A 19,720-nucleotide genomic window follows, 5' to 3' on the forward strand; every position below is an offset into this window, starting at 1 on the left:
TTCTTACTATATCCCTAATTATTTTATCTATTTGTATCTATTATGCAAAAAATATGACAAAATTACTATCGAATTAACTTACGTAAACCTTACAATATTGTAAGGTTTAAAAAAAGGGCCTCATCTTAAGCTAAGATGAGGGCTATTCAAAGTTAGTTGGTTTTTCGTTCTTCATTAACATTACAAAACAAAAAGTGAAAAATTAAAACTTTATATTTGCATTATATTTAGTTTACTAACATCTAACTATCGAATTACATTACAGAAGGCTTACATGTTTGTAAGATATGTGTAATGTAATTCGATAGTTCTTCTTACGTATATTTCGTAAAATAAAGTTAGAAAGCGAACCAAATAAGAAGAGCACTCACATAACCAAATTACATTGCTAGTAGCCTACTCTTCTTATATCTTTCACTTATGCTACTTCAGTGTGTCCCCTTCCCCTTTATATAAAAAATGCCCCAGTTTATATGAACTAGGGCATTTTTTTATGCACAACAAAATACCCCCATCTAGTATTTTACCTTTCGACAAAAAATAGATGGGGGTATATTTTTCTATCTCATCACCAAAAGTTTGCTCTTCGCATTTATTGGAATGCTTGCAGTCTCAATCTCTTCAATCGACTCACCATAGCGGCCTTTTGCAAAAACTTTTAACGCCTCGTCTGTCTTTAACATATGTTTCACTGTTTTCTTTATTTTTTGTTCTCTTCCACGTTCATCAAATGCAATAAATTCATATTCATACCATTCATCACCAACGTGCTGACCAATCGTATTCACAATTGTATAGTACTCTTTCGTCGTATAAAGCGGATTATATTTATCAATAACTGGTCCAAGTTTCGTAGGTAATAACAATACCACTATCGCTATCATCGCTATTACAGTAGTAATCATTTTTTTCTTCATAATACTGATCTTCCTCCTCTGCAGGATACTTATACATCCATTCTAAAGAGCAGGAAGTGAGTCTACCATTCAATCCCCTTACATTCCCCTTACATTTTTGTAAGAATAAAAAAAGATGAACGAATTTTCTCGCTCATCTTCTAACTTGCTTTAAAGCCACCGCCAAGTACATCGCGTACATCGTGAATGACAACGAAGGCATCTTCATCGACTCGACTAATAACTTGCTTTAACTTAACAAGCTCTTGCTTATTAATAACAACATACAATACTTCTTTATTTTTACCAGTATATCCGCCGCGCCCCTCTAACACAGTAACACCGCGTGTCATGTTGTTCGTAATGGTCTCGCGAATTAAGTCTGGTTGATTCGAAATAATCGTAACAGCCGTTTTTGTATCCATACCTTCTACAATGAAATCAATCACTTTCGCTCCGATGAATACAGCAACAAGTGTATACATTGCCTTTTCTTGTCCTATTATAAATACAGAACCAGCAATTACAACGATATCAATAATAAGCACACCTTTACCAACGCTCCAACCTAAATATTGGTTTGCTAACCGTGCTAAAATTGCTGATCCTCCTGATGTACCTCCAGCTTTGAACATACATCCTAATCCGATACCTACAAATACACCAGCAAATAAAGCCGCTAATAATGTATCACCATTCACTTGATACTGAATGTGCTCTGTAACATATAAAAACAAAGATGTTTCCACAATACCTATAATTGTGTAAACCATCGTTTTCTTATCAAAAAATTTATAACCTACAGCTAATAAAATTGCATTCAAACCAAAATTCACAATTCCTGGTGACCAATCAAATAAATAATAAGTAACAACCGTTAGACCGATGATTCCGCCTTCTGATAAACGGTTTGGAATTGCGAAGTAATTAATACCAATTGCAAATAGTAATGAACCGATTGTAATTAATGCGATTTCCTTCACACGTTGATTAACCATAGTTCATACCTCCCCCCATTTGACATTGTATCACTATCTCCTAGAGGTTTAGAAGTGGTTTTTATTACGCATTTTTTCTCATAATGACCACGACATTATGTTTAAACAAGGGGGTGATTAATTATTCATATTTGCTCTAACTGTACGAACAAATCGCTCCACGTTCCCTTTCTGAATATACTTAGCTCTAACCATTTCATGATTACAAGTAAATTCGAAACACGGACGGAAATCTATGTCATCTATATGCAAATACGAATACTCTTCAAATATTGCAGGATAGCACGAAAATTTCCCGTAAAAAAGGAGACGTCTAGTAGTAGCTGCGAAAATCCCATGTCGGTAAGCTAAAGTGAAATCATCCTTCTCAAATAGCCCTACCACAAAAGCTAAAATCTTTTCGTCATCCTCTACATATTTTTTCATACTCGATAAAAATTCCTTCATGCATATTCCTCCAAATTCTATTCATTGTTTTAAACACTTGAAAAGAATCCATGGATTATTACAGACCGGTTTAACTCTTTTATAAAGTATGAAACGCGTTTCCTGTCAAAGACATTTCAAAAAAATAATCCGTTATGCGGTTATACACATAACGGATTCCAGCTAAACGGTTGAGCGTTCCACAAGTTCATACGGAATTTCCACCTTTTCTTGTTTAGAACTCTCGTCGCTCACTTGCCGATAAAACATTTCAAAAGCTGTTTTACCTATCCCCTTTAAATTTTGATCAATAGTTGTTAATTGTAGCACTTGTGAGATCGGCTGATTATCAAAGCCAATAATCGCTAAATCTTCAGGAACTTTTATACCTAACTTTTCAACTTCTGTCATGATTCCAATAGCAACTTCATCTCCTGCTACTATTAATGCTTCAGGGCGACTCTTCATCTCCTTTAACCTATGAGCCACTCTTACGCCATCTTCTAATGTAAAGCATTCTGTAAAAATCCATTCTTCAATGACTTCCTCATCTATGGATTGCAATTGTTGTTTATAAACATCAAAACGCTTTTGACTACTCGGCCCTAACTTTCTTCCCGTGCAATAACCAATTTTTTTATAACTTTTCTCAATAAGATAATTCATTCCTAATTGAAAAGCTGCCGAATGATTTGTATATACACTTGAGATATTCGAAATATCATTATCTTCACAGGCAATAATCGTCCCATAAGAAGCATAGGGCTCGATCGTTTCCCAATCATTTGCACGCGAACAAATAATAAGACCATCTAATTGCTTTGTTTTCAACATATGTAAACTTTTCATTTCTTCTTTTTTGTTGTAATTCGTTTGGCAAAGAAGCACTCGATAATTGTGAGCCAATGCAACCTCCATCATTCCACCCACCATCGCATCAAAACATGGGTGATTAATATAAGGTAAAATCACACCAACAATATTCGTTTTCCCTTTTGATAAATGGACAGCATTTGCATTTTGTGAGTAATTCAATTTCTCAACTATTTCTAAAACAACTTTCCTTTTTTCTTCGCTTACATATGGATGATCATTTAACACCCTTGAAACAGTCGTAACTGAAACCCCAGCCATCTTTGCAATATCTTTAATATTAGCCATACACTCACCTCTACTTTTAACTTAATGAATCCCATGAACATATGTCAAATCTTCTAATCATTACACCTCCATTCGTTTTTCTTACAAAAGTGTAATTTTCCTGTAAGCTAATTCGATAGTGACTCTCCGTAATATTTCATACAATTAAGTCAGAAACAGGGCAACAACCATTTGGAAAGGAGCGGATCTATATGATGAACAAAATGAAAACGAACAATTTCTTAAATACAATGAGCATGGTATTATCCGCTCTTATCGATGCAAAAGCTGTTGCTTCTACATTAAACAAGTAAGGAGAATTCACAATGAATAACATAACTTTTAACAAATTAGATTTTTTAGGACTAGCTAGCGGCTCAATTCTTCTTACTGCTTTCATTTACGCTGCTACGCTTATATAATTTTGTGTCCCCTTTCCCCTTTATATAAATAGTAATAGAAAAGACGACCGTCTATGCCCGGTCGTCTTTTCTTATTTTTAATTTGTCTGCAAAACTTCCTTTAGTTCTTCAAACTTTGCATTTAATTGATCTGTCATCATTTTCATAGCTGTTTTTCGATCCACTTGTTCTCCAGCATCGATTTGAATTGGGTCCCCAAAAACTAATCGCGCTTTTTTTCCTTTTATCAATTCTTTTACACTTGATGGACCAATATAAGCTGCTGGTACTAACGGGACGTTAGAACGCATTGCAATCGTAACAGCACCAGCTTTTAATGAAACGTCTTCTGATGACCTCGTCCCACTTGGAAAAATCCCTACTACTTTTCCTTCTTTTAATAAACGCGAGGGGATTTTTAGTGTACTTGGCCCTGGATTCGCACGATCTACGGGGAACGCATTTACATTTTTAAAAAACCAATTTTTGAATTTCCCTTCAAACAATTCTTTTTTTGCCATGTAATGAATTTGGGTTGGATACATTCCTGCCGCTAACATTAGAACATCCATAAAGCTTGTATGTGTGCAAGCAACAACATAAGGGCCACCTTCCGGTAATTTCTCTCTCCCTTGTACTTCTACCTTCCCAGCCATTTTAAATATATATTTCAACGAAAATGTAATTGGTTTATACATTTGTTTCGTTCCTTTCTGAATATCCGAAGTATAATCATTTTCTTATAACGATTATAACACTAAGTTTTAGGAGTTGGTAATAAAAATAAGTATTTATTGTTAAATTTCAATTCTTACAAAAGTGTAATTTTCTTGTAAGCTAATTCGATAGTGACTCCCTTCAATATCTTATACAATTAGGTCAGAAAGTAACAACAACCATTTGAAAAGGAGTGGATCTATATGATGAACAAAATGAAAACGAACAATTTCTTAAATACAATGGGCATGGTATTATCCACTCTTATCGATGCAAAATCTGTTGCTTCTACATTAAACAAGTAAGGAGAATGTATTATGCAAAACATCACTTTTAACAAATTAGATTTTTTAGGACTAGCTAGCGGCTCGATTCTTCTTACTGCTTTCATCTACGCTGCTACGACCCTATAACTTTGTGTCCCCTTTCCCCTTTATATAGAAGAAGACGACCGTCTATGCCCGGTCGTCTTCTTAAATTTTTCTTTCCTTTAATTCTTTTAGAAGCTGTATCAGTTCAGCTTGTTGTTTTATCTTCTTACGACCATTTCGATTAATTGCTGCAAGCTCGCAAGCAACTCCAACGGCAAAGAAAAACAATAAACTTTCTAACATGTAAAATCCTCCAATTGCCTATTAAACGGCTTGGCGTAATTGCTCTTCTTGTAAAACTTGCTTACTTATATTTTCTTCTTTTCTTTGGCAAACGTTATTACGAATAAGCGCTGTAATAACAAGTAATGTTCCTACAATATCAAACATTGTTATTTTATATCCTTGCATCATCATAATAACTAACGTAGTAATTGGCACAAAATTAATAAATAAAATACCATTAATTGATGATAAGATTTTCACACCGTAGTTCCAAGCAAGTAGTGCTACAATACCTGGTAACGTCATCATAAATAACAAATCATATTTCACAATAGAAATCGTTCCCATGCTTGGAACTGATACATATCCAAGTGCCGTAATGATTATTGTTATAACCCCTGTAACTGCTGTCCCAAATACACAAGTTAATGTTGAGTAACGTAATGTTGACCAATCACTACACGTTTGACCACCCATCGTATAAATAACCCATCCTACAACACCAATAAATATGAATGCTAGTGAAAATATGTTATCTTTCAATGTTAAAAAGAAACTCATGTCACCTTTCGTAATAACAAATATAGCCCCTACAAACGCGATAATCATGCTCGTTATCATATACCTTTTCGGTTTTATATGCTTGTATCCCCATAAAATACAAATTGAAATCATCGGCATAAGTGCTTCCATAATAGAAGCTACCATTACACCTGACTTTCCCATTAACATTTGTCCTAGAAAAACTAATACATTATATACAGTAAACGCCATTGTTCCAAAAAAGACGAGTAACTTCCCTCTTCCTTCTAAGCGAAATGCTTTCTTTCCTTCTTTCAGCAGCAATAATACAATCAGTACAATTGCTACTGCCCCATAACGAATAAACGAAAAATAAAATGGATCTATGTATTCTAGTGCATGATCAGCAACAGGAAACATCGCTCCCCATGACATACTCGCAATTAAACATGCTAAAGCACCTATTATCATTTGACCTTTTCTCACCACAATCCCCCGCTTCTTTCTTTTTGCACAAAGAGAATTGTAAAAGAAAAAATATATCACGTAAAATGATTCAAAATGATGTTAACTATCATTTATAATGATAGTTAACATCAAGGAGGAGCATAAAATGGAATTACGAGACTTACAAATCTTCCAGAACGTTGCCGATCGCGGTAGTGTAAGCGGCGCAGCAAAAGAATTAAATTACGTACAATCAAATGTAACAGCACGCATTAAACAATTAGAAAATGAGCTGAAAACACCGCTCTTTTATCGTCATAAACGAGGCATGACTTTAACAGCTGAAGGAAGAAAAATGCTTGTTTATGTTAATAAAATTTTGCAAGATGTTGAAGAGCTAAAACAAGTATTTTTAGACAGTGAAACACCATCTGGTATATTAAAAATCGGTACAGTCGAAACAGTCAGTACATTGCCTACCATCTTATCTTCTTACTATAAAAGCTACCCAAATGTCGATTTATCATTACAAGCTGGTCTAACGGAAGAACTTATTAGAGAAGTACTCGATCATCAATTGGATGGTGCCTTTATATCAGGTCCTATTAAACATCCACTAATTGAACAATACGATGTTAGTACCGAGAAATTAATGCTTGTTACACAAAATAAAGCTTTTCATATAGAAGAATTTACTACGACGCCCCTACTCGTTTTTAATCAAGGATGTGGATACCGTTCCAAGCTAGAACGATGGCTTAAAGATGAAGGTTTGCTGCCAAATAGAATTATGGAATTTAACATATTAGAAACAATATTAAATAGTGTGGCGCTCGGTCTTGGGATTACACTTGTCCCCCAATCTGCGGTGCAGCACCTTTCTACAGCAGGTAAAGTACATTGCCATCCAATTCCCGAAAAATACGGCAGTATTTCAACTGTTTTCATACGCCGTAAAGATAGCTACATGACCAATTCGATGCGTAGCTTTTTAAAAACAATTACGGAGCAACATCATATCAATATGCTTTAAAAGACATTCTTACACGAATGTCTTTTTTTCTTACAAAAGTGTAATCCTCTCGTAAGCTAATTCGATAGTTGCAACTACCTATATTTCATATAATTAAGACATAAAGCAGGGCAACAACAATTCGAAAAGGAGCGGATACACATGATGAACAAAATGAAATCAAACAAATTTTTTAACACAATGGGCATGGTGCTATCCGCACTTGTCGATGCAAAGGCTGTTGCAACTACATTAAACAAATAAGGAGAGATTATGATGAACAACATTACTTTCAACAAATCAGATTTTATCGGACTTGCAAGTGGAGCAGCTCTTCTTACGGCTTTCATTTACGCACTTGCTCAAAGTCTCGTTTAACAATTTGTTTCCCCAAACCCCTTTATATATAGAAAAAGCTGCTCGTCTTATAGACAAGCAGCTTTTTAGTTTGTTTCATATATAATTTGGCCTGTTTTGCTTATATCATATCCACCAATTGCTTTTAATTCATTATGAAACTCTTCAGATTGCAAAACTTCTTTCATAACCTCAATAAGTTCCTCATTTTCTTTATTCTTCAGAAGTACTAAATCATATTGTTCTTTCCTTATCGGAATAAAGTCTACGTTTACAATTTGCGAAAACTTTTCTGATCCTACTCCAACATCAGCCTTTCCATTCGCAACTTGCGAGGCAACACCAAGGTGATTTGATTCTCCCCATTCATATCCGCTAATATCTTCTTTATTTAATTTTTGAATTCGCAATTGCTCATCCACTAACACCCTAATACCAGAACCTTTTTCTCGATTTACAAATCGTATAGATGACTGAGATAAATCAGCCCATGTTTTTATATTTTTGGGATTTCCTTTTTGCACATAAAATCCAACATTTCTTGCTAATAAATTAATCATAATACATGGTTGTCCAACTAAAATACGTTTTACGTAAGGAACATTATATGTACCCGTTTCACCATCAAACAAATGCAAACTAACGACGCTTCCTTCTCCTTGGTACATCTTCACTAAACTCGTTAAACTACCTTGATACGCCCTTAATATATTAGAATTTGGCAAACGATTTTCTATATGTTTTGCCAACATATCTAACGTTAGTTCTTGACCACTAATGATGCGTGTATTCGAACTACTAATTTCGTCCTTCTTTACAGGAGTAACTTGTACCTTACCTGTTTTCATTTGCTTTATATATTGTTCTAGATCCGCTGCATCAATGCGCATTTGTCTACCAACCCTATAAGAAGGGAGTTCGCCCTTTTTAATTAAGTCGTATACAGTTAATTTTGATACTTTTAATCGCTTTGCTACTTCTTCCGTTGTGTAGGAATGATGATCCATAGACGATTCCTCACTTTCTCCCTTCATTGTAACAAAGAAAAGAATATTTCTCCTAGTTTTTAAAAACAATCACACATTTCTAAATATGTTCAATTATAACTATTTATAATTAAATATAATTAGTTATAATTAATATGGTAAACGAAAGGGGATTTTTTATGAACAAATTCACATTACGATCCATTGGGGTACTTATACTTTCTTTTCTTCTTATATTCAGTGTAGCTTGTTCAAGCGGAGAAAAGAAAGAAAGATCAGTTGCTAAAGAAGGAAAAACAGTAGAGCTTACTATATCAGCTGCTGCAAGTTTACAAGATGCATTAAAAGAAATTGAAAAGCAATATAAAGAGAAAGAACCAAATATTAAGCTTTCTTTTAACTTCGGTGCTTCCGGTGCACTTCAACAACAAATTGAACAAGGTGCGCCTGCTGATTTATTCTTCTCTGCAGCAGAAGATAAATTCCAAACCCTCGTTAAAAAAGGATTCATTAATGAAAAAGAAGGAAAAAATCTTCTTGGAAACGAACTAGTTCTAGTCGTTCCAAAAGATAGTTCTCTTACACAATTTCAAGATTTAAAAGATGAGAAAATCAAGAAAATTGCACTTGGTACACCCGAATCTGTACCTGCAGGAAAATATGCAAAAGCTTCTCTCACACATAAAAATCTTTGGAATGACGTTCTAAATAAAATCGTATTTACAAAAGATGTTCGCCAAGTGTTAACATATGTAGAAACAGGTAATGTTGATGCCGGTATCGTATACAAAACAGATGCTCTCGTTTCAGACAAAGTAAAAATTGGAGAGGCGGCAGCAGCTAATTCTCATGAGCCAATCCACTATCCTTTAGGTGTTATAAAGGAATCTAAGCATAAGAAAGAGGCGACTTCATTCTATGAGTATTTGCAGTCAAAAGATGCACAATCTATCTTTAAGAAATATGGATTTACAATCCTGCCATAATTACTATGAGCTTTGATACAATTTTGTCACCTGTCTTTCTATCCTTACGAGTAGCTGCATGCGCCACCGTTATCGTTACGATTTTGGGAACGATTATTGGACGGGCGTTAGCACGCTCCTCGTGGCGATATAAAGTACTACTAGAAACCATCTTTTTATTACCGATGGTACTTCCACCAACTGTTATCGGCTTTTTTCTCATTATCATTTTTGGAAATAACAGTCCCATTGGAAAGTGGATTGAATCATTATTTCAGCAGTCCATTATGTTTACATCTACTGCTGCTATCATTGCTTCTACAGTCGTTGCATTTCCACTCATGTATCAATCAGCAAAAACAGGATTTTCTATCGCAAATGTACAAATTGAAGATGGCGCGCGCGACCTTGGTGCAAGTGAGTATCAAGTTTTTCTACACGTTACACTCCCGCTTGCATTCCCCGCACTACTTAGCGGTATGATTTTAAGCTTTGTTCGCGCACTCGGTGAATTTGGTGCCACTTTAATGTTTGCAGGAAATATACCTGGCAAAACACAAACGATTCCAACGGCAATTTATATGGCTATCGATGCAAGTAATATGCAACTCGCTTGGACACTTGTCATCATAACGATTAGCATGTCACTTCTATTTTTATTATGTATTCAACTCATTAATAAGCGAATTACCACTTCCTAAAGCAGCTTTCGACAAAGGCTGCTTCTTTATTTCCTAAGAAATAAAATATATCGCTATAAAATAACTGAATCTTATTTTTTATTAAAATATACATTCTATTTGAATTTACTTTCTAAAACAGTCAATTTCCTGTTATTATATGGAGGTGTTTCAAAAAATGAAGAAATGAAAACGCATTTATATCGTAAGTTCTTCATCCTGTTTTAGCGATCGGTAATCTTCTACTCTATTAGTGGGGCATTACCGATCGTTAGAACGATATGTAATTATATTGGTATAGAAAACCGAAGGGAGTCTTGTAATGGACATTTTATTAGCGCTTCTTCCTGCAATCGCATGGGGAAACATCTTATTAGTAAGCGTAAAAATGGGCGGTGGTGCATATAGCCAAACGGTAGGTATGACAATCGGTGCTCTATTCTTCGCAACAATTATGTATGTATTTACTCAACCAGCTTTAACAATGACAATCTTGATTGTTGGTTTTATTTCAGGCTTATTCTGGGCTTTAGGACAAGTAAACCAATTAAAAACAGTTGAAAAACTAGGTGTTTCAACTACTGTAACTATTTCCACTGGTATGCAACTTGTTGCAACTTCTATCTTTGGAGTTATCGCTTTTCGTGAGTGGACTACTACTACAACGATTGTTCTGGGAACGATTGCAATCCTATTAATCGTAGTTGGTGTTGTATTCACATCACTAGATGATAAAGAAAATGCACAGCCACCAGGACAATTGAAAAAGGGACTTCTTACTTTAATTGTTTCTACTTTCGGCTATCTTGTATATGTAATTATTATTCGTTGGTATAACATTGATGGTTGGTCTGCTATTTTACCACAGGCAGTTGGTATGTTTGTTGGTGCAGTTGTACTGACATCTAAACATAAACCATTTAACAAATACGCAATTCGTAATGCTTTATCTGGTTTACTATGGGGAACAGGAAACTTATTCTTACTTCTTTCACTACCACGTGTCGGAGTAGCAACAAGCTTCCCATTATCTCAAACTGGAATCGTTATCTCAACATTTGGTGCGATTGTCTTCTTAGGTGAAAAGAAAACAAAACGTCAATTGATCTTTATTGCACTAGGTAGTGTTTTAATTATCGGCGGCGCTGTATTACTTGGTATGACGAAATCATAGACTTATATTCTATTAATCCCTGAAGTATAACTACTTCAGGGATTTTTAATTACAACTATTTTTAAAATATAATAATCTTTATAACCTTTTTGTATCAATCCTCCTCTCTCCAACTTCATTCTTTTCGCTATAAGTCTTTTCTTTTTACAAAATCCTCTTAAAGATGGTATCGTTTTTTATAACATATCTCCACTAGAAAGGAATAAAGGATATGCCAACTAAACATCGAATTTTATTTATTGGTGCTGGTCGTATGGCAGAAGCTATATTTTCCGGATTACTCAAAACAAGTAAAGAATACATCGAAGAAATTATCGTTTCCAACCGGAGCAATGTAGAAAAACTAACGCAATTACAAACTCAATATGATATATCGATTACAACGGATTGGAAGCAGCATATTACATCTGTTGATACGATTGTTTTAGCAATGCCGCCTGCTGCACATGAACAGTTATTAAAGGAGTTATTTCCTCTTCTAACCGACCAATTTGTCGTAACAGTTGCTGCTGGAATCGGACCATCTTACCTAGAAGAAAGACTTCCTCAAGGAACACCTGTTGCCTGGATTATGCCAAATACAGCTGCTGAAATTGGAAAGTCTATCTCCTTATACACAATGGGACAATCCGTAAATGAGATGCATCAAGAAACTTTACAACTGCTTTTAAGAGGCATTGGCACTTCGCAACTGTGCACCGAAGAGGAAGTTCATCAACTTACTGCAGTTACTGGAAGTGCGCCAGCCTTCCTTTATTACTTTGCTGAAAGCTTAATTGAAGCGACAAAAAGTTATGGAGTCGATGAAGCAACTGCAAAACATCTTGTCATTCAAATGATTTCTGGCTCTGCTTCTATGCTTGAACAAACACAGGATCCAGCTATGCTCCGCGAACAAGTAACAACACCAGGAGGTTCAACGGCTGAAGGTTTAAAAGTTCTATATGAAAATAATTTTTCAGGAGTCCTTCAACAAGCAATTGAAGCAACCAATAAAAAAGCTAGGGGGAATTAATATGACTTTAACAAGTTTAAATGATTACACGACATTACATAATGGCGTGAAAATGCCTTGGTTCGGTTTAGGTGTTTTTAAAGTAGAAGACGGATCAGAAGTAATTGAATCTGTAAAAGCAGCTATTAAAAATGGATATCGTAGCATCGATACTGCTGCGATATATAAAAATGAAGAAGGCGTTGGTCAAGCAATTCGCGAATCTGGCATCCCTCGTGAAGAACTATTCATCACTTCAAAAGTGTGGAATAGTGATCAAGGTTACGAGTCAACATTACAAGCATTTGAAACTACATTAGAAAAATTAGGTCTAGAATATTTAGATTTATACTTAGTACATTGGCCTGTAAAAGGAAAGTACACTGAATCATGGAAAGCTTTAGAGAAGCTTTATAAAGATGGTCGTGTTCGTGCTATCGGTGTGAGTAATTTTCATATTCACCACCTGCAAGACGTATTTGAAATTGCAGAAATTAAGCCAATGGTTAACCAAGTAGAATACCATCCACGTTTAGCGCAAGAAGAATTGCATACTTTCTGTAAAGAGCATGGCATTCAGCTTGAAGCTTGGTCACCATTAATGCAGGGACAACTACTGGATAATCCAACATTACAAGAAATTGCTGCAAAATATAACAAATCAACTGCACAAGTGATTTTACGTTGGGATCTACAAAATGAAGTTGTAACAATTCCTAAGTCTATTAAAGAACACCGTATTATTGAAAATGCGAGTATCTTTGATTTCGAATTAAGCACTGATGATATGAAAGCAATTCAAGCTTTAAATGAAAATCATCGCGTTGGTCCAGACCCAGATAACTTTAACTTCTAAATAGGAGAACCACTGTACATATGCAGTGGTTCTTTTTTAAAAACTGAAAATTTAAACTATTTTACATTCAATTGACACCTCATTCTCTAAGGTGTAAGATTTTGAATTATCAAAGAAACAAAAAAATGAATATAGTCAATTTGTTTACTCATTGTATCAAGAGAGGTGGAGGGACTGGCCCTTTGAAACCTCGGCAACAGGTTCATTTTGAATACTGTGCCACTTCCTGCAAGCTTTATGCTTGAAAGATAGAATGAGGGACTTCGTTTATATACGGGTGCATAACTTGTACGTAAAAATCCCTCTTTCTCAATACGAAAAGAGGGATTTTTTATTTTTCATTCCCTCATCATCATCCAATCTTATTAATTATTTAGGAGGAAAATCAAATGAAAAAGAAGTTTGTACCCGGTATTGCATCAGTTGTAGGAGTAAGTATTTTATTAACTGGTTGCGGTAGTTATAAAAACGAAGCGAGCGGAGCAAATGCAAAAGATGAGGCACCTAGTAAGCAAGTTTTAAACTTATCTTCCCCTACCGAGATTCGAACAATGGATACGGCTCGTGCTACTGATACTGATTCTGGTCAAGTAATGAGAAACGTATTTGAAGGTTTATATAATCTTGGTGAAGGTAATAAACCTGTTCCTGGTGTTGCAAAATCTCATGAAGTAAGTGGTGATAAAACGAAATACACATTCCATTTACGAGATTCAAAATGGTCGAACGGCACACCTGTAACAGCGAAAGATTTTGTCTTCGCTTGGCAAAGAGCTGTCGATCCAGCAACAGCCTCTGAATATGCTTTTTTATTCTTTGATATTAAAAACGCTAAAAAAATTAACAGCAAGGAGCTTCCAGCCGATCAACTTGGTGTAAAAGCAGTTGATGACCATACGTTTGAAGTAGAACTAGAGCGTCCTGTTCCATACTTTATTAGCTTAACGGCGTTCCCAACATTTCTACCAATCAACGAGGAATTCTTTAAATCACAAGGTAATAAGTACGCTTTAGAAGATAATAAAATCTTGTACAACGGAGCTTTTACACTAAGCGATTGGAAGCATGAACAAAGCTTTAAATTTAAGAAAAACCCTACTTATTGGGATAAAGATAATGTCAAACTCGAAGAAATCAATTTCAACGTTGTGAAAGAAAAATCAACAGAAGTAAATTTATTCGAATCGAAACAATTAGACCGCATAAAATTAACATCTGATTTCGTTGATAAGTATAAAAAGGATGGAAACTTTAAAGAACGTCCAAACGTAGGCGTACAATTTTTACGTATGAATCAACAAAACAAAGTACTTCAAAACGTCTCTGCACGTCAAGCAATTTCTCAAACAATTGATCGGAAAGCCTTTGTAAATACGCTATTAAATGATGGCTCTACGCCAGCTTATAGTCTCGTTCCGAAAAACTTTGCAAAAGGTCCCGATGGAACAGACTTCCGTGCTGCAAACGGCGATTTAACAAAAATCGATACAAAATCTGCACAAGAATTATGGAAAAAAGCAAAACAAGAACTTGGATCTGAAAAAATAACATTAGAACTATTAACAAGTGATGGTGACCTTGAGAAGAAAACAGGGGAATTTTTAAAAGGACAATTAGAAAAAAACCTAGATGGCCTAACGGTTAATATAAAACCTCAGCCGCGTAAGCAGCAGGTTTCATTATTATTGAAAGGTGAATATGAAATTGGAATTGACGGTTGGAGCCCTGACTTTGCTGATCCAATTACATTCCTTGAACTATTTACAACAAATAATCCTTACAATTTAGATCATTACTCTAATAAAGAGTTTGATGACACAATTGAGAAAGTCAAAACTACTTTAGCTGGTGATGAAAAAGCCCGCTTTGAAGCATTACTAGCATCAGAGAAAATATTATTTAAAGACTCTGTTATCGCTCCTCTCTATCAAAAAGGAGAATCTTATCTTGAACGTTCTTATGTAAAAGGAATTGTGCAAGTTGACTTTGCAGGCCAGTTAAACTTCAAGTGGGCAAAAATCGAAAAATAAATTCATAGAAACAGATTTAGCCGGTGATGAAAAAGCTCGCTGGGAAGCAATGAAACAAGCTGAAAAAATCTTATTACAAGATGGTGCTGTTGCTCCTTTATATCAACAAGGTCGTTCTTACCTACAACACGGATTTATTAAAGGACTTGTAACAACTGACTTCGGCGGTGAGTTTAACTACAAATGGACAGAAGTTGCAAAATAATAAAACCTAGTAAAAAAGGTATCCATATGAAGGATACCTTTTTTACATATAACAATTACTACTACCAGTTGTGTAACTAAAATAATAAACAATAATGAAATAATATTTTTCTCTAAACTAACTCCGTCGAATATTATTGTATAATAACCATTTGCTGCGTATGTTGCGGGAAATAATCTCGGAGAGTATACCCGTATTTCCAAATACAGTGATAAGCATTTGTTTTAATAATAAGAAGACAAAAAGGACTATTGTCAGCTCTCTTTTTGTATTGAACTAAAACTCATAATAAATATAAACATCAAATATGTTTTCCATATCAGAGAAGGTATATGTCCTGACCAAAGATAACTAATTAAATAGTTGATTCCCATAATGCACGAGGATACTACTAAACTAATACTTATCAGTTTCACACATTTGAGCATATCTTTTCTCCCTACTTTTTATTTTTCTACTTCTTCAAATTGCAGATTTGCCGGCTCTTCTAAAAGCGTTTCATAAAAGCTTTCTGCCAAATCCGTTACACTCATCCCGATATAACTTTGAAAAATACGATGAAAATGATACATCGATACTGCACTGTAGGATGCCACTCTTTCTGTCGTAAGCTCTTCATGCAAATGATTCTCTATATATTCGATTGCTTTTTTTATCATCTCTTTATACTCTTCATCCATTTCAGTACCTCCTCACAACTTCAATTTACCATATACATACAAATCATTTTTGATTTAAATTGTGGATAAATCCTTGAAGCTATAAGAAAATAATTTATTTTCAACACATACATAATTACATGAAATTGGGAAAAACTTGTATAGAACGAAGTTACATTAAGGAGGAATTTATGATGAGAATTTTACTATCAGCTTTATTAGCTCTTATGCTAGTACCTGCATTAACAGGATGTAAAGCTCCTGCAAAACAAGATACAACTTCTAATAAGAAGACGACAGAAGAGGCAAAGAATGAAGCTCCTGCAGATTTAAAGCTAAACTTTAATGAATTTGATTTAAAAGCAGACTATCAAGATACGAAGAAAGACTACGAAGCTGATTATAAAAATGTAGCAGCGGATAAAAAAATGGAAGCAAAAATTGAAGACCATAAAACAGATGTAAAGTTCACAGGCGACGAGGCTATTACAAAATTAAGCCCTCTTCTACAAGAATTAAAATTTGATAAAAACACACCAGATCAAGAAGTAATTGATCAAGTAGTAAATGTATTCAAACTTGATAAAGACTATCAAAAATTCGATTTAAAAGTTGTCTTCTCTGATGGAACGAAAAAAGAATATAAAAGAGAAGTAAAATAAAGAAGTAGGCGGTTGCCTACTTCTTTATTTTTGCATATCTTAAATCTGGCTTAGATCCAACATAATATTGAAGTCCCGGTACTGATCCTTTTTGTAAGTAGGAATCAGAAGGGAATATAATTGGGATTAACGGTGAATCTGTAAACATGATATCTTCTGCTTTGTGTAATAAATCAAAGCGTTTATCTTCATTTTGTTCAACTTCTGCTTCTTTTACTAAAGCGTCAAATTCTTTATTATGCCATTTTGCATAGTTATTCGGGCCATCACCTGCATATAAATCTAGTTTAGTAATTGGATCTAAAAGAGAACCGACCAAATAATTTCAGAATTTCACAAAGAGCAGAAAGTATTACTATGCGAGGATGAAGACGGAGATGGTAAGAAGAAAAAATAACCTTGCGCATGCAAGGTTATTTTTCCGTTTCTGTTTGAAAACGTTTATAGTATGTCGATGCTGTTGAAAAATTAATTTCTATATCACGAATCAGCGATGAGTCTTCTTCTTCTGCTAACTTCTGCAATTTTTTCATTGCTTGTTCTGACTCATTTAAGAAGCCAACATATAATTCATGTTCTTGTTCTTTCGACTTCGGTACACGAATTTCTTTACGCATATGATCAATATCTTCTAACATGCCCGTTGTTACCTTTCGCACGTCTTCCTTATATTTAGCAGTAGTTATTTCCTTACCGCCCTTTTCTTTTGCCACTTCAAATAACTGTAACGCTTTATTAATTTCTTTGTTCATCTTCACATCATACTTTTCATGTACCTCGCGATACACTTTCATATCTTCTGTCTGTTCAGTAGATTGCTCTACCTTTTCTTTCGGTTCTTTCGTATCTTTCGTGTCTTTATTTCCATTACATCCCGCTAGAAGGAGCATACTCCCAAGCATTGCAATACCGAAAATCTTCTTCATCTCTTATTCTCCTTTTATCTACATCTACCACAAATTACAGTTTCTCTTATCTCCACTTGTTTTATTATACCGAGAACATCCTAAATTTTGCACTTAAGATGATTTCTTAATATATATACCAACATTTTTGTCACAGTATCGTCACTTTATTCAAGTAACTTTTGCACCACTTTACTATGCTACCTTACAAAACTGTAAGCACACATAGAGAACAAACCATGCTAGACTTACATATGCTTATAGTAAGCGCAGTTAAGTTTTTAAGGAGAATCATCTATGTACAATACAATACCTTTTATGGGAGAAGATATTCGCGTCCTTATTCGCGAAAGATCACTTCATATTGAAAATACAGAGGGCCTTCGCCGCTTATTAAAAAAGAAGAATGCTCCATTTCAGCTAGCCCAACATTTAAAACAACAACATACAAATCAATTTCATACTGTACTCAATATATCTGATAAATCATTAACAATCGAAATTATCGGTCATGTCTATATTGGAAACTTTGCAGATGTCTTAAAAGAAATTCCACGTATACCGAAGATCGCCCCTATCATCGTTGAAAAAGCATATAAAATTACAGATCATACCGATATTATCGACTGCGGAGAGAAAGAGGTCGATAGTAACCGTTGGGTATGGGATAAACTTGCTTTCTTATATGATGCGATCATAAATAATATGTATGAGCTATTTCAAAGAAATGAAAAAAAGAGATGATTCAAATCTTTCCTTTGAATCATCTCTTTTTATTAAGCCTCTAAATTTTTGTTTTGTTGCAGTTCAAACTGCTTTTCACTTCTTTTTGCCATGAATAAATAGCATAACACAGCACCAATTTCACAAAGAGCTATAACAACACACATAGGCAATGCTGTATTACTTCCACCAATACCTACTAACGGCGCAACAAGTGCTCCTGAAATGAACTGTAATAAACCTAATAAAGCTGATGCTGTTCCTGCTGCTTGTTTTTGATTTCTCATCGCTAACGAGAAGCCAGTTGTTGATACAACCCCAACACTTGATACGACAAGGAATAACGAGCATAAAACACCAATTAGACCTATACCTAATACAATTGTAAGTAGTAACGATAGACCACCAACAGCCGCAATAACAATACCGAAAACAAATAAAGTTTTCTCATTAACTTTCCCTGCTAAGCGGCCAGTAATTTGGCTAGCAATAATAATACCAATACCGTTAATCGCAAAGAACAAACTAAACTCTTGCGGTGATGCCCCGTATATATTTTGCAACACAAATGGTGAACCAGAAATATAAGCAAACATTGCAGCCGTTACTAATCCTTGCGACAATGCATATCCCATAAACAAACGGTCTTTCAAAAGCTTTCCGTATGTTGCCAACGTTCCTGACAATCCACCTGTCTCTCTTTCTTCAGGAGGTAATGTTTCACGTAATACGAAAGTAGCTGATATTAACATGAATACACTAATTGCTCCAAGAACGATAAAAACACCGCGCCATGATGTGAACTGTAATAATTGTCCCCCAATAATCGGTGCCAAAATAGGTGCCGCTCCGTTTACTAACATAAGTAGTGAGAAAAATTTTGTCATTTCAGAACCTGAATACATATCACGTACCATTGCACGTGATATAACAATCCCAGCAGATCCTGAAGCACCTTGTAAGAAACGTAAAAGCACTAAACTCCAAATAGATGGTGCTACAGCACAGAGTAAGGAAGAAGCAACATAAATAATAAGAGCGATAATAAGAGGTTTGCGCCTTCCGTAAATGTCACTAATTGAACCAACAAATAATTGTCCTACTGAAAGCCCAAGCAAACATGCAGTTAATGTCAGCTGCGCGAGAGATGCTCCCGTTTGTAAATCATCCGTTAACTTTGGTAAAGAGGGCAAGTACATATCAATAGATAATGGTCCAATTGCCGTAAGTGTCCCTAATACAAGAATCATCCATAACCTGTTTGTCTTTACAGGTTTATATACTTCGTGATTAACTCCATTCACTTTTTCCATTCACCCTTTCATATAAATGTCGAATCGTAACAATTATAGTTACAACATAAATATAC

At 34.9% G+C, this 19,720-nt stretch carries 22 protein-coding genes, 5 pseudogenes and 1 riboswitch; of the genes and pseudogenes, 14 read left to right on the forward strand and 13 right to left on the reverse strand.

Going from position 1 to position 19,720, the window contains the following annotated elements:
• Positions 1-560: 560 nt before the first annotated feature.
• The 4 genes from ACTFQM_RS25465 to ACTFQM_RS25480 all read right to left on the reverse strand — a co-directional run bounded on the left by ACTFQM_RS25465 (position 561) and on the right by ACTFQM_RS25480 (position 3,481).
• Positions 561-917 (reverse strand): YxeA family protein, encoded by a 357-nt coding sequence (locus tag ACTFQM_RS25465; RefSeq protein ID WP_098304412.1) that lies wholly within the window; start codon positions 915-917, stop codon positions 561-563.
• 140 nt (positions 918-1,057) lie between these two features.
• Complete coding sequence (locus ACTFQM_RS25470; protein ID WP_002175380.1) at positions 1,058-1,894, reverse strand: YitT family protein; 837 nt, start codon at positions 1,892-1,894, stop codon at positions 1,058-1,060.
• A gap of 117 nt (positions 1,895-2,011) precedes the next feature.
• On the reverse strand, positions 2,012-2,341 hold the full coding sequence (locus ACTFQM_RS25475; protein ID WP_440036785.1) for a PH domain-containing protein: 330 nt from the start codon (positions 2,339-2,341) through the stop codon (positions 2,012-2,014).
• A 162-nt stretch (positions 2,342-2,503) separates the two neighbouring features.
• The gene (locus tag ACTFQM_RS25480; RefSeq protein WP_440036786.1) at positions 2,504-3,481 is read right to left on the reverse strand and encodes a LacI family DNA-binding transcriptional regulator; all 978 of its coding nucleotides are present in this window, start codon (positions 3,479-3,481) and stop codon (positions 2,504-2,506) included.
• 305 nt (positions 3,482-3,786) lie between these two features.
• On the opposite strand from ACTFQM_RS25480, the gene ACTFQM_RS25485 reads away from it, so the two are divergent.
• Positions 3,787-3,882: a DUF3948 family protein gene (locus ACTFQM_RS25485; RefSeq protein ID WP_078173584.1), complete on the forward strand. Its 96-nt coding sequence runs from the start codon at positions 3,787-3,789 to the stop codon at positions 3,880-3,882.
• 77 nt (positions 3,883-3,959) lie between these two features.
• On the opposite strand, the gene ACTFQM_RS25490 is transcribed toward ACTFQM_RS25485, so the two are convergent.
• Positions 3,960-4,559, reverse strand: a complete 600-nt coding sequence (locus tag ACTFQM_RS25490) for a lysophospholipid acyltransferase family protein (protein ID WP_440036788.1) — start codon at positions 4,557-4,559, stop codon at positions 3,960-3,962.
• 336 nt (positions 4,560-4,895) lie between these two features.
• Between ACTFQM_RS25490 and ACTFQM_RS25495 the strand changes: the two genes are divergently transcribed.
• Positions 4,896-4,991, forward strand: coding sequence for a DUF3948 family protein (locus ACTFQM_RS25495; RefSeq protein ID WP_082183413.1), 96 nt, complete (start codon positions 4,896-4,898; stop codon positions 4,989-4,991).
• Positions 4,992-5,051: 60 nt separating this feature from the next.
• Here the strand turns inward: ACTFQM_RS25495 and ACTFQM_RS25500 are convergent, their stop codons facing one another.
• Together ACTFQM_RS25500 and ACTFQM_RS25505 are read right to left on the reverse strand one after the other, a co-directional pair.
• Complete coding sequence (locus ACTFQM_RS25500) at positions 5,052-5,192, reverse strand: YrzO family protein (RefSeq protein WP_002115427.1); 141 nt, start codon at positions 5,190-5,192, stop codon at positions 5,052-5,054.
• 21 nt (positions 5,193-5,213) lie between these two features.
• Positions 5,214-6,182, reverse strand: a complete 969-nt coding sequence (locus ACTFQM_RS25505) for a DMT family transporter (RefSeq protein ID WP_440036791.1) — start codon at positions 6,180-6,182, stop codon at positions 5,214-5,216.
• A 127-nt stretch (positions 6,183-6,309) separates the two neighbouring features.
• Here ACTFQM_RS25505 and ACTFQM_RS25510 point away from each other — a divergent pair, with 127 nt between their 5' ends.
• Positions 6,310-7,176: a LysR family transcriptional regulator gene (locus tag ACTFQM_RS25510; protein ID WP_440036792.1), complete on the forward strand. Its 867-nt coding sequence runs from the start codon at positions 6,310-6,312 to the stop codon at positions 7,174-7,176.
• A 255-nt stretch (positions 7,177-7,431) separates the two neighbouring features.
• Positions 7,432-7,533 (forward strand): DUF3948 family protein, encoded by a 102-nt coding sequence (locus ACTFQM_RS25515; RefSeq protein WP_016103331.1) that lies wholly within the window; start codon positions 7,432-7,434, stop codon positions 7,531-7,533.
• A 65-nt stretch (positions 7,534-7,598) separates the two neighbouring features.
• Here ACTFQM_RS25515 and ACTFQM_RS25520 read toward each other — a convergent pair whose 3' ends face one another.
• Positions 7,599-8,546 (reverse strand): helix-turn-helix transcriptional regulator, encoded by a 948-nt coding sequence (locus ACTFQM_RS25520; RefSeq protein WP_025151066.1) that lies wholly within the window; start codon positions 8,544-8,546, stop codon positions 7,599-7,601.
• 131 nt (positions 8,547-8,677) lie between these two features.
• On the opposite strand from ACTFQM_RS25520, the gene modA reads away from it, so the two are divergent.
• The 7 genes and pseudogenes from modA to ACTFQM_RS25555 all read left to right on the forward strand — a co-directional run.
• Positions 8,678-9,484: a molybdate ABC transporter substrate-binding protein gene (modA, locus tag ACTFQM_RS25525; protein WP_440036793.1), complete on the forward strand. Its 807-nt coding sequence runs from the start codon at positions 8,678-8,680 to the stop codon at positions 9,482-9,484.
• Between the two features lie 5 nt (positions 9,485-9,489).
• Positions 9,490-10,164: a molybdate ABC transporter permease subunit gene (modB, locus tag ACTFQM_RS25530; RefSeq protein ID WP_025151064.1), complete on the forward strand. Its 675-nt coding sequence runs from the start codon at positions 9,490-9,492 to the stop codon at positions 10,162-10,164.
• Between the two features lie 301 nt (positions 10,165-10,465).
• Positions 10,466-11,317 carry a GRP family sugar transporter gene (locus ACTFQM_RS25535; protein WP_002175392.1) on the forward strand — a complete coding sequence of 284 codons (852 nt, stop codon included), beginning with the start codon at positions 10,466-10,468 and terminating at the stop codon, positions 11,315-11,317.
• 211 nt (positions 11,318-11,528) lie between these two features.
• Positions 11,529-12,332, forward strand: a complete 804-nt coding sequence (gene proC / locus ACTFQM_RS25540; RefSeq protein ID WP_440036796.1) for a pyrroline-5-carboxylate reductase — start codon at positions 11,529-11,531, stop codon at positions 12,330-12,332.
• Between the two features lies 1 nt (position 12,333).
• On the forward strand, positions 12,334-13,167 hold the full coding sequence (locus ACTFQM_RS25545) for an aldo/keto reductase (protein WP_440036797.1): 834 nt from the start codon (positions 12,334-12,336) through the stop codon (positions 13,165-13,167).
• Between the two features lie 150 nt (positions 13,168-13,317).
• Positions 13,318-13,422, forward strand: a riboswitch (SAM riboswitch).
• A gap of 134 nt (positions 13,423-13,556) precedes the next feature.
• Entirely contained in the window at positions 13,557-15,197 is a 1,641-nt protein-coding gene (locus ACTFQM_RS25550) for a peptide ABC transporter substrate-binding protein (protein WP_440036798.1), read from the forward strand.
• 4 nt (positions 15,198-15,201) lie between these two features.
• Positions 15,202-15,402: pseudogene (locus tag ACTFQM_RS25555) on the forward strand (peptide ABC transporter substrate-binding protein); the annotation flags it as partial.
• On the opposite strand, the pseudogene ACTFQM_RS25560 reads toward ACTFQM_RS25555, so the two are convergent.
• A pseudogene (locus ACTFQM_RS25560) lies at positions 15,375-15,660 on the reverse strand (hypothetical protein). The pseudogenes ACTFQM_RS25555 and ACTFQM_RS25560 sit on opposite strands and share 28 nt — an antisense overlap.
• Positions 15,661-15,920: 260 nt before the next feature.
• A pseudogene (locus ACTFQM_RS25565) lies at positions 15,921-16,082 on the reverse strand (AraC family transcriptional regulator); the annotation flags it as partial.
• Between the two features lie 173 nt (positions 16,083-16,255).
• On the opposite strand from ACTFQM_RS25565, the gene ACTFQM_RS25570 reads away from it, so the two are divergent.
• Positions 16,256-16,723: a YusW family protein gene (locus ACTFQM_RS25570; protein ID WP_025151059.1), complete on the forward strand. Its 468-nt coding sequence runs from the start codon at positions 16,256-16,258 to the stop codon at positions 16,721-16,723.
• Between the two features lie 16 nt (positions 16,724-16,739).
• Here the strand turns inward: ACTFQM_RS25570 and ACTFQM_RS25575 are convergent.
• Positions 16,740-17,036: pseudogene (locus ACTFQM_RS25575) on the reverse strand (peptide ABC transporter substrate-binding protein); the annotation flags it as partial.
• Between ACTFQM_RS25575 and ACTFQM_RS25580 the strand changes: the two are divergent.
• Positions 17,034-17,120, forward strand: a pseudogene (locus ACTFQM_RS25580) (DUF3951 domain-containing protein); the annotation flags it as partial. The pseudogenes ACTFQM_RS25575 and ACTFQM_RS25580 overlap by 3 nt on opposite strands.
• 16 nt (positions 17,121-17,136) lie before the next feature.
• On the opposite strand, the gene ACTFQM_RS25585 reads toward ACTFQM_RS25580, so the two are convergent.
• The gene (locus tag ACTFQM_RS25585) at positions 17,137-17,649 is read right to left on the reverse strand and encodes a hypothetical protein (protein ID WP_440036800.1); all 513 of its coding nucleotides are present in this window, start codon (positions 17,647-17,649) and stop codon (positions 17,137-17,139) included.
• A gap of 276 nt (positions 17,650-17,925) precedes the next feature.
• On the opposite strand from ACTFQM_RS25585, the gene ACTFQM_RS25590 reads away from it, so the two are divergent.
• On the forward strand, positions 17,926-18,372 hold the full coding sequence (locus ACTFQM_RS25590; RefSeq protein ID WP_440036801.1) for a hypothetical protein: 447 nt from the start codon (positions 17,926-17,928) through the stop codon (positions 18,370-18,372).
• Between the two features lie 32 nt (positions 18,373-18,404).
• On the opposite strand, the gene ACTFQM_RS25595 is transcribed toward ACTFQM_RS25590, so the two are convergent.
• Positions 18,405-19,664 (reverse strand): Bcr/CflA family multidrug efflux MFS transporter, encoded by a 1,260-nt coding sequence (locus tag ACTFQM_RS25595; protein WP_082183415.1) that lies wholly within the window; start codon positions 19,662-19,664, stop codon positions 18,405-18,407.
• Positions 19,665-19,720 lie beyond the last annotated feature (56 nt).

Origin of the sequence: Bacillus cereus group sp. MYBK30-2 (assembly GCF_051915945.1) — a bacterium.
GTDB lineage: Bacteria > Bacillota > Bacilli > Bacillales > Bacillaceae_G > Bacillus_A > Bacillus_A paramycoides.